Raw genomic sequence first — 6574 nt, 5'->3', positions numbered from 1 at the left:
CTTCCAGCAATTGCACTCATTGGTTTTAATAATGTCAAAACACCATCTTCGCTAATTGTTTCTCCTGCAATTGCAGTAGTACCAGCATTTCTCAGTGCTTCGACACACTCTTTCGACGCAGCCAGATGTAAAAACCCCCAGATTATAAGATCTTTTTTAAAGTAACGATATTCTTCAGGTAATGGTTCTTTTACTTTAACTACCATATCGACTTCCCAAGCTTCTCCTTTTGCTACTAAATTTGCACCTGCGCCTGTATATTCATCATTTGTATATCCTGATCCAATACCTGCATCTTTTTCTACTAAGATTTGATGCCCTTCTTCAACTAACTTCCGAACATTTTCAGGGGTCATTCCTACACGTGCTTCTCCCTTTTTTATCTCTTTAACTACTCCAATTCTCACTTCTAACACATCCTTTTATAAGCAATATAATACCTGGGATTAAAAAAGTAATACATGAATTTACCAAACTTATTATGTCCATTCATGTTATTTTTATCGCCTAACTAGCTTTTAAGGTAGAAAACATCCAATATCAATTATTGTTATAAGGAGATGTAAACATTTTTCGAAATCCCAGGTAATATTCCTCCTACCAAAAGTATGTGGAATTGATCCGGTGACTAAAGAGACGATGCGCTGAAAGTAACTATGTTCCTGGAAGGTTAACAAACACTACTTAAGAACGCCTAATCGAACGATTCTATCAAATAAAAGATACTGATTAATATCAATTATCATATGTTATTAATGAGAGGTGAATCGTTAAGAAATAGATTCCGAAAAATACTTCTATTACTACAAAAGCTTTTTAACACCATTTAGTGTTATAGAAATACACTAAGGAATGTATATACTGAAATTGTTGCAATAACAGCATTGCTACTTGTATTAGTAACCGAAACTGTATTAGAATTCACATTGGCAAAATAATATATGAACTAATTCAGTCAATGATGACCTCATAAACGTAGATGTAAATTAAGAAACCTCTTTAGAGAAAAAATCCCTGATTAGGGACTATTACTGTGCTTTTACAGCAAGGCTATTCAAGAAATTACTAATTGAAGAAGCTTGAAAAATACGTAAGCTAAAAGAGGTGATATTATAATACTTTTCAGTAATTATAAGTATTGATGGAAAGAATTTAGATTCTTTTGGCTGCCAAGATTCGTTATGCCATTCCTGACTGTGGAAGTATAATTCATACCTATTTATTTTATCTTGCATAACTTTTTTGCTGTAAACTGACTTCTGGACTTCAATGAAGAATGGAGATCTACGCCAAATTGTAAATGCATCAGGTTCCATGAATTCTTTACCATACTTTGGCTCCACTTTAAACAGTTTAGGTTTTTCATAATAGATAAGCTGTTTATACACATCTAATATGCCTAGAAAGTGGGGAATCTTTTGGCTAGTTTTGCGAAGTGTGCTGGATTGAGGGAAGTAAATGTATGGCTGTTGCGAGATATTGGCATCCACATGACCATCTCTTCTTAATCGCTTCATCACCGTATTACAGCATGTAACCGCGTTCTTTAATCCTTGAAAATGCAAATCAATAATGTCATCACGAGACATACATCTAAAACGCTTCAAATTGTTTAGTATGGCTTTGTCTCTATTCCTCATAATCTAACACCCCGAATAATTGATTTTCTTCTTGTGGTAGGTTTTGCAACTTTATATTCTCTTTCGGAACGCGATAAGGTTCAACTATCTTCTTGGCTTTACTTAATTCTAAATAAGGAGATTGTACTTTCTTTAATCCATTTAACTTTAATATCATTTGGCCAGATTGCTCCAAGCGTTCTGAACCAGGAGTACCCATAATATTACTGTTAATTGTACTATCACATTTAAAGCCCATTCTAACCGTCATATTGAGCTTTAACTTACCATCCAGTACTTTTGCATCAGGGCGTTGCATACTTAGCATTAAAAAAACTCCAAGTGCCCTTCCGACTGCCGATATTTTTTCAACTATAGACATACATTCTTTTTCATCTTGCAACATGACCACTTCGTCGATAGCAAGTAAGATATATGGTTTCTGATTATCAGGATTTAATTTGTTGTATTCGTCAATATGATCTACTTCATACTCTTCCATCAATTTTCTACGTTCGCGTATTTCCTTCCACACTTTCTGCAGCATAATCTTCATTTCTATTTCTTCCATGCAAACCTCTTTTACGTGTTTCACCCTTCGCAAGAAATGAAATTCGGAATTCTTCAAATCACCCAGGTACAAATGTAATTTATCAGGAGACATATATTGAATGAGTGTGGACAGTACAACGCGTACCATACTACTTTTTCCGCTCCCTGTCTCTCCTGCAATTAGAAGATGCGGCGTGTTTGAAGCAATCATGTCATACGTAATCATATTTCCAAATTGGTCACGCCCTACAATTACGGGAAGATGATGTTGTATAAGTAATGGTTGCCACTTCTTATAACTGTAATTGTATGCTTGTAGCCCAGCATCCGAATGAAACACATTAAGTACAAACCTTTTAATATCACCTTCAATTGCTACATTACGCCCTAATATTTGTTGAAAGCAAAACCACTTCTTTTCAATGTTTTTCGGATCTAATCCGTTTGGAATGGTAAATATGTATCGAACCTTTTCTTTCGAGGAAAAAATGTCATGTATCTTCGGGTAAATGGGTACTTTTCCACCTCTTGTTTGATGGTCTACATATAAACCTGCCTTTACAAATACCTCTATAAGTCGATTCTTCAAACTTTGTTTATGAAGCCAATCCTTTAAAATCCCCATGTAATTTCCTCCCTAAAACATCTCCACAATTTGAATGAATACATAACCAATGAAACAAACTCCACCTATCCTCATTCCATGATATATTCCATCACTTAAAAGTTTCGCTGCTGCAACATAATCGTTTTTCACAAGATGCTTTTCTAACAACGCCCCTCCAATTGTCGTTACTCCTAAAGCTCCTAAAGAGATAAATGTAGTTAACATATAAATTTCCCCTTTATAAACAGAATTTTGAATGTTGATGATACATGGGCTTACAAACTTAGAAATTTGGTAGAGTTACCTTGATAGCTACTTTGGTAGCAACCTTGATACATCTTATTGTGAATAGCTTGTACAATATGCAAATTTTTCTTTGCAATTGCGTATAGTTTTTTGCATTTTGGACAAGGATGATTAAAAAAGATTATGGAGGAGATTAGCGTGTGGGGTAGAGGTATTGGGAGACATAGAACAAAGCTAGCTAAATTTTTAGCTAGCTACGATTACTCAATTCAGGATTTTTCTAAAGCTAGTAAAGTAAACAGAAATACATTAGGCCAACTGTGTAATGACAAGGATTATGTACCATCACCAAATACAATGCAAAAAATAATGAAGATTGTTAGAAAACATGATTCTCGAAAACAAGTAACTGACTTTTGGCATATATAAAGAGAATAAACTCTTTATATATCATTCCTTATGCAAGCTTGATATTAATTTTTATAGGGATACGGTAACGATTCCTTATAGGCATTTCCTTACTGCCCTCTCGTTCTCGCACAAAGCCTTAATTAATTTTTTAGTAGTGGAAGATTGTTTTCTTTTATTAAATCATAAATGAATTTTTCTAATACACTTTCAGCTGCTTCTCGCATTTGATCCGGTGTTGAATCATTAAACACCTTTTCTATCTCCCTAAGTAGTTGTTTTAAAGAATGGTTTTCCTTGCTATTTTCCAGGAATTCTTCACCTAACCCTTGAACAAATGTACTAATAACAATTACCTTTTCCAATTTAGTTAGTTCCATCTCTATGCCTCCTAATCAGATTATCATTCTCATCAAACATGACCTCTCCCCTAATTAATAAAGAGTTACAAAAAGTCTTGTTGTTATGACAAGATATGCATAGATATTGTCAATTCTCATGATTTAAGTATTATATATATCCTGTGGTCTAATCTTAACGATATGCTCAGGAACTTCCCTAAATCGTATAATTTTCATAATAGACAAGTAAAAGTCTCTAAAGGTATTACTTTAAATTCAGATTACACGTTTGTTAGGATCTATAAATCCACACTAGAGGTAAAAAGTAAATTTATAGATCCGTATTTTTGGACAAATTTACCGGCTGAATTAACAGAAATTTTGTGTTACTCTGAACTTGTTGAATATCCCAATACATTCAACAATGCTCAAAATTGCATATTTACTATGCAACCATCCACCCAGATACCTTAGTTAATACTTCTTCCTAATTGTCGTTATTGCTAAGGTATCTTTTTAGATGCCCTGTGTGCAGGGCTTTTTTCTCTCAGTGATAAAGCTATTTCCCCCTTGATATAATCAATTTTTTTAGTACACTTTCTTAACAAAACTCAGATTTGGTATTTTTACTACCATTTACTTTCTATACAGATTTTAAGTTTTGAAGTTTTCCCCTTACAATTTTGAAATCTTCTGCTAAAATCTAAACATATTTTTGCGACCACTAAACTAATATATAAAAATTAAGTAAAAGACTTTTATATCATTTTAAATGGTTGCCATAAAGATAAGGCAAATATCCAAGTAGGATCTCCATTTCCTTGATAGCTTTGAACCGCTTCATAAAATTTCCCTTGATACTCTACTTTATCGCCCTTTGTATATGCTTTCTTTGGATCCCATTTTTCATAAGATACATTTTGATCTTTTGTTTTAATTGGAAGAATATCACTTTGAATCGATGTATTTCCAGCTGCATCTACAGCCCTCACTGCATATTTATATTCCTTATTAGCTGTTAAGTTTTGATCAGTAAACGTCGTTCCTTGTACCGTTTGAATCAATTGTCCATCACGTAACACTTGATATTCTTTTACACCCACATTGTCTATAGAAGGATTCCATTTTAACTCTACACTGTTTGTTGTAACATCACTTGCATATAATCCTAATGGCTGTGTAGGAGCTTCTGTGTCCGGTTTAGGAATAACAATTTGATTTACTTTCTTTAAACCATCCTTTGTAACTTCATATATTACTTTTTTATCAAAGCTTTCACGTTTATTATTATCTAAATTTGTTAATATTGCTCTCTCTGCACCTTCTAGGTGTGTAAGTTCAATAAAATTGCCCACTTTTACTGGGACTGTTTTTGATTCAGCATTTTGTTGGGTATTCCCATAAACCTCTTTGTTATATACCACTTTACCTGATGTATCCTGTACTTTAATACTTGCATACGTACTATCAAAATAATTGTGTGGTGTACCTGCTATTAAACTAACTTGCAATTCTTCTGTTGATTTATTTAAATTAAGTTTTGCAAATTCAAAATCTCCTATACCCTTCATCGACCATGCAAACCGATCCCCTTCTAAAATGTTTGGAGATTCATTTTTGATTTTTACCTTTTTTTCCACAGTTTGATCAAATATATCTGTTAATACAATTTTTGCATAAGTATTTGTTGGTAATGATATAGATTGACTGATTCCATTTTGATAAGATTTAATATCATTAATTGCGTTAATCGGTTGGCCCGTCATATTTTCATTATTATAAATTTCAATTTTTCCCTTAAATTGAGGTGTACTACTATCTTTTAGTTGCCAAGATATATTTAATTTTTCATTTTCATAATACATAGACTTTACATCATAATCTAGTTTTCCTATTTCAGGTTGGCTAGGTTGATTTAACGTAAATGTTTTTCCTGTTCCAATAGTTGATCGAGAGTCTCCCCCAGCCTTAAACCAAAGATATTCTGAAGTAGCTCCCCCATCCCAATTATTATTCAATGGCTCTTGCCCCTCTATCGATTGAGTATTCCAAGATATCCATTTTTTATCTGAGATATTTCTTCCATATCCATTTTTTACACGTGCCTCTCTTACATCTTGTCCATTACCAACCCAATCTTCTTGAAACAGCATTTGTCCATAGTTAAATGTAACGTTAGGAACTGGAAAGTCCATAATTCCAATAAGCTTCCATTGGTTTTTTGAAACATCTTTTAACCACTGTCCAAATTTTGTGTGTCCATTCTCTTGCCAAGAACGCATTGTCATACGATACCAATTATAATTCTTCCAATCATATGTCGTCTGAATTTTAAGACCCGTTCCTTCTCCACCAAAATTACTTGCAACTGATGTAGGGGATACATATTCTGCTTTTATTGCTTCCTTAGAGGAAATAGGATCCCAAACTGCAAAGTGTAAAGTACGCTTTCCATTTTCATCAAAACCGCTTTGTTGTTGGAATCCAGCATACCCACCAGCTTCTCCCCCCTGGTTCCAGTTATGTACAGCCCAATATGTATAAGGTGCTGTTTGAACAGGAGACCAGTCTATACTAATAATATCTGAAGAAGCACTATTTTTAGGTGTAACATAAACTCCTGGAGCAGACGCCGCCTCTATGATAGAAATTGATGAGCCAAACATCGAAAACATCGTACTAGCTGCTGTAATTGCTAGGATTTTTTTGACGCCATTTCTTGTTCTTTGATTGAACATAATTTCCCCTCTCCTCCTTCGTTATTAATAACTATTTAAAATAATATCTCTCTATATACAATT

At 33.7% G+C, this 6574-nt stretch carries 7 protein-coding genes; 1 reads left to right on the top strand and 6 read right to left on the bottom strand.

Annotated features, from left to right (window positions below):
- From DN400_RS22075 to DN400_RS22060, 4 genes are all read right to left on the bottom strand, one after another.
- Positions 1 to 407 (bottom strand): Rossmann-fold NAD(P)-binding domain-containing protein (locus tag DN400_RS22075; protein ID WP_481747368.1); only part of this gene is annotated, 407 nt, incomplete at its 3' end.
- A 621-nt stretch (positions 408 to 1028) separates the two neighbouring features.
- The gene (locus tag DN400_RS22070; protein ID WP_001245888.1) at positions 1029 to 1640 is read right to left on the bottom strand and encodes a replication-relaxation family protein; all 612 of its coding nucleotides are present in this window, start codon (positions 1638 to 1640) and stop codon (positions 1029 to 1031) included.
- Entirely contained in the window at positions 1630 to 2796 is a 1167-nt protein-coding gene (locus DN400_RS22065; protein WP_000511835.1) for an FtsK/SpoIIIE domain-containing protein, read from the bottom strand. Before DN400_RS22065 ends, DN400_RS22070 begins: the two co-directional genes overlap by 11 nt.
- Positions 2797 to 2808: 12 nt before the next feature.
- Complete coding sequence (locus DN400_RS22060; RefSeq protein WP_147801939.1) at positions 2809 to 3003, bottom strand: hypothetical protein; 195 nt, start codon at positions 3001 to 3003, stop codon at positions 2809 to 2811.
- Positions 3004 to 3222: 219 nt separating this feature from the next.
- Here DN400_RS22060 and DN400_RS22055 point away from each other — a divergent pair, with 219 nt between their 5' ends.
- The gene (locus tag DN400_RS22055) at positions 3223 to 3453 is read left to right on the top strand and encodes a helix-turn-helix domain-containing protein (protein WP_000264559.1); all 231 of its coding nucleotides are present in this window, start codon (positions 3223 to 3225) and stop codon (positions 3451 to 3453) included.
- 122 nt (positions 3454 to 3575) lie between these two features.
- Here the strand turns inward: DN400_RS22055 and DN400_RS22050 are convergent, their stop codons facing one another.
- Together DN400_RS22050 and DN400_RS22045 are read right to left on the bottom strand one after the other, a co-directional pair.
- On the bottom strand, positions 3576 to 3812 hold the full coding sequence (locus DN400_RS22050; protein ID WP_000424048.1) for a hypothetical protein: 237 nt from the start codon (positions 3810 to 3812) through the stop codon (positions 3576 to 3578).
- A gap of 719 nt (positions 3813 to 4531) precedes the next feature.
- On the bottom strand, positions 4532 to 6511 hold the full coding sequence (locus DN400_RS22045) for a DUF3472 domain-containing protein (RefSeq protein ID WP_147801938.1): 1980 nt from the start codon (positions 6509 to 6511) through the stop codon (positions 4532 to 4534).
- Positions 6512 to 6574: the final 63 nt, after the last annotated feature.

Source organism: Bacillus sp. AR8-1, assembly GCF_008042345.1.
GTDB lineage: Bacteria > Bacillota > Bacilli > Bacillales > Bacillaceae_G > Bacillus_A > Bacillus_A cereus.
The sequence above is the reverse complement of the archived record's forward strand: the minus strand, read 5'-3'. Positions and strand labels throughout refer to the sequence as shown.

Excerpts from the sequence above, each read along its gene's own strand:
- DN400_RS22070 (WP_001245888.1), bottom strand. The coding sequence starts at position 1,640 with ATGAGGAATAGAGACAAAGCCATACTAAACAATTTGAAGCGTTTTAGA.
- DN400_RS22065 (WP_000511835.1), bottom strand. The coding sequence starts at position 2,796 with ATGGGGATTTTAAAGGATTGGCTTCATAAACAAAGTTTGAAGAATCGA.
- DN400_RS22060 (WP_147801939.1), bottom strand. The coding sequence starts at position 3,003 with ATGTTAACTACATTTATCTCTTTAGGAGCTTTAGGAGTAACGACAATT.
- DN400_RS22050 (WP_000424048.1), bottom strand. The coding sequence starts at position 3,812 with ATGGAACTAACTAAATTGGAAAAGGTAATTGTTATTAGTACATTTGTT.
- DN400_RS22045 (WP_147801938.1), bottom strand. The coding sequence starts at position 6,511 with ATGTTCAATCAAAGAACAAGAAATGGCGTCAAAAAAATCCTAGCAATT.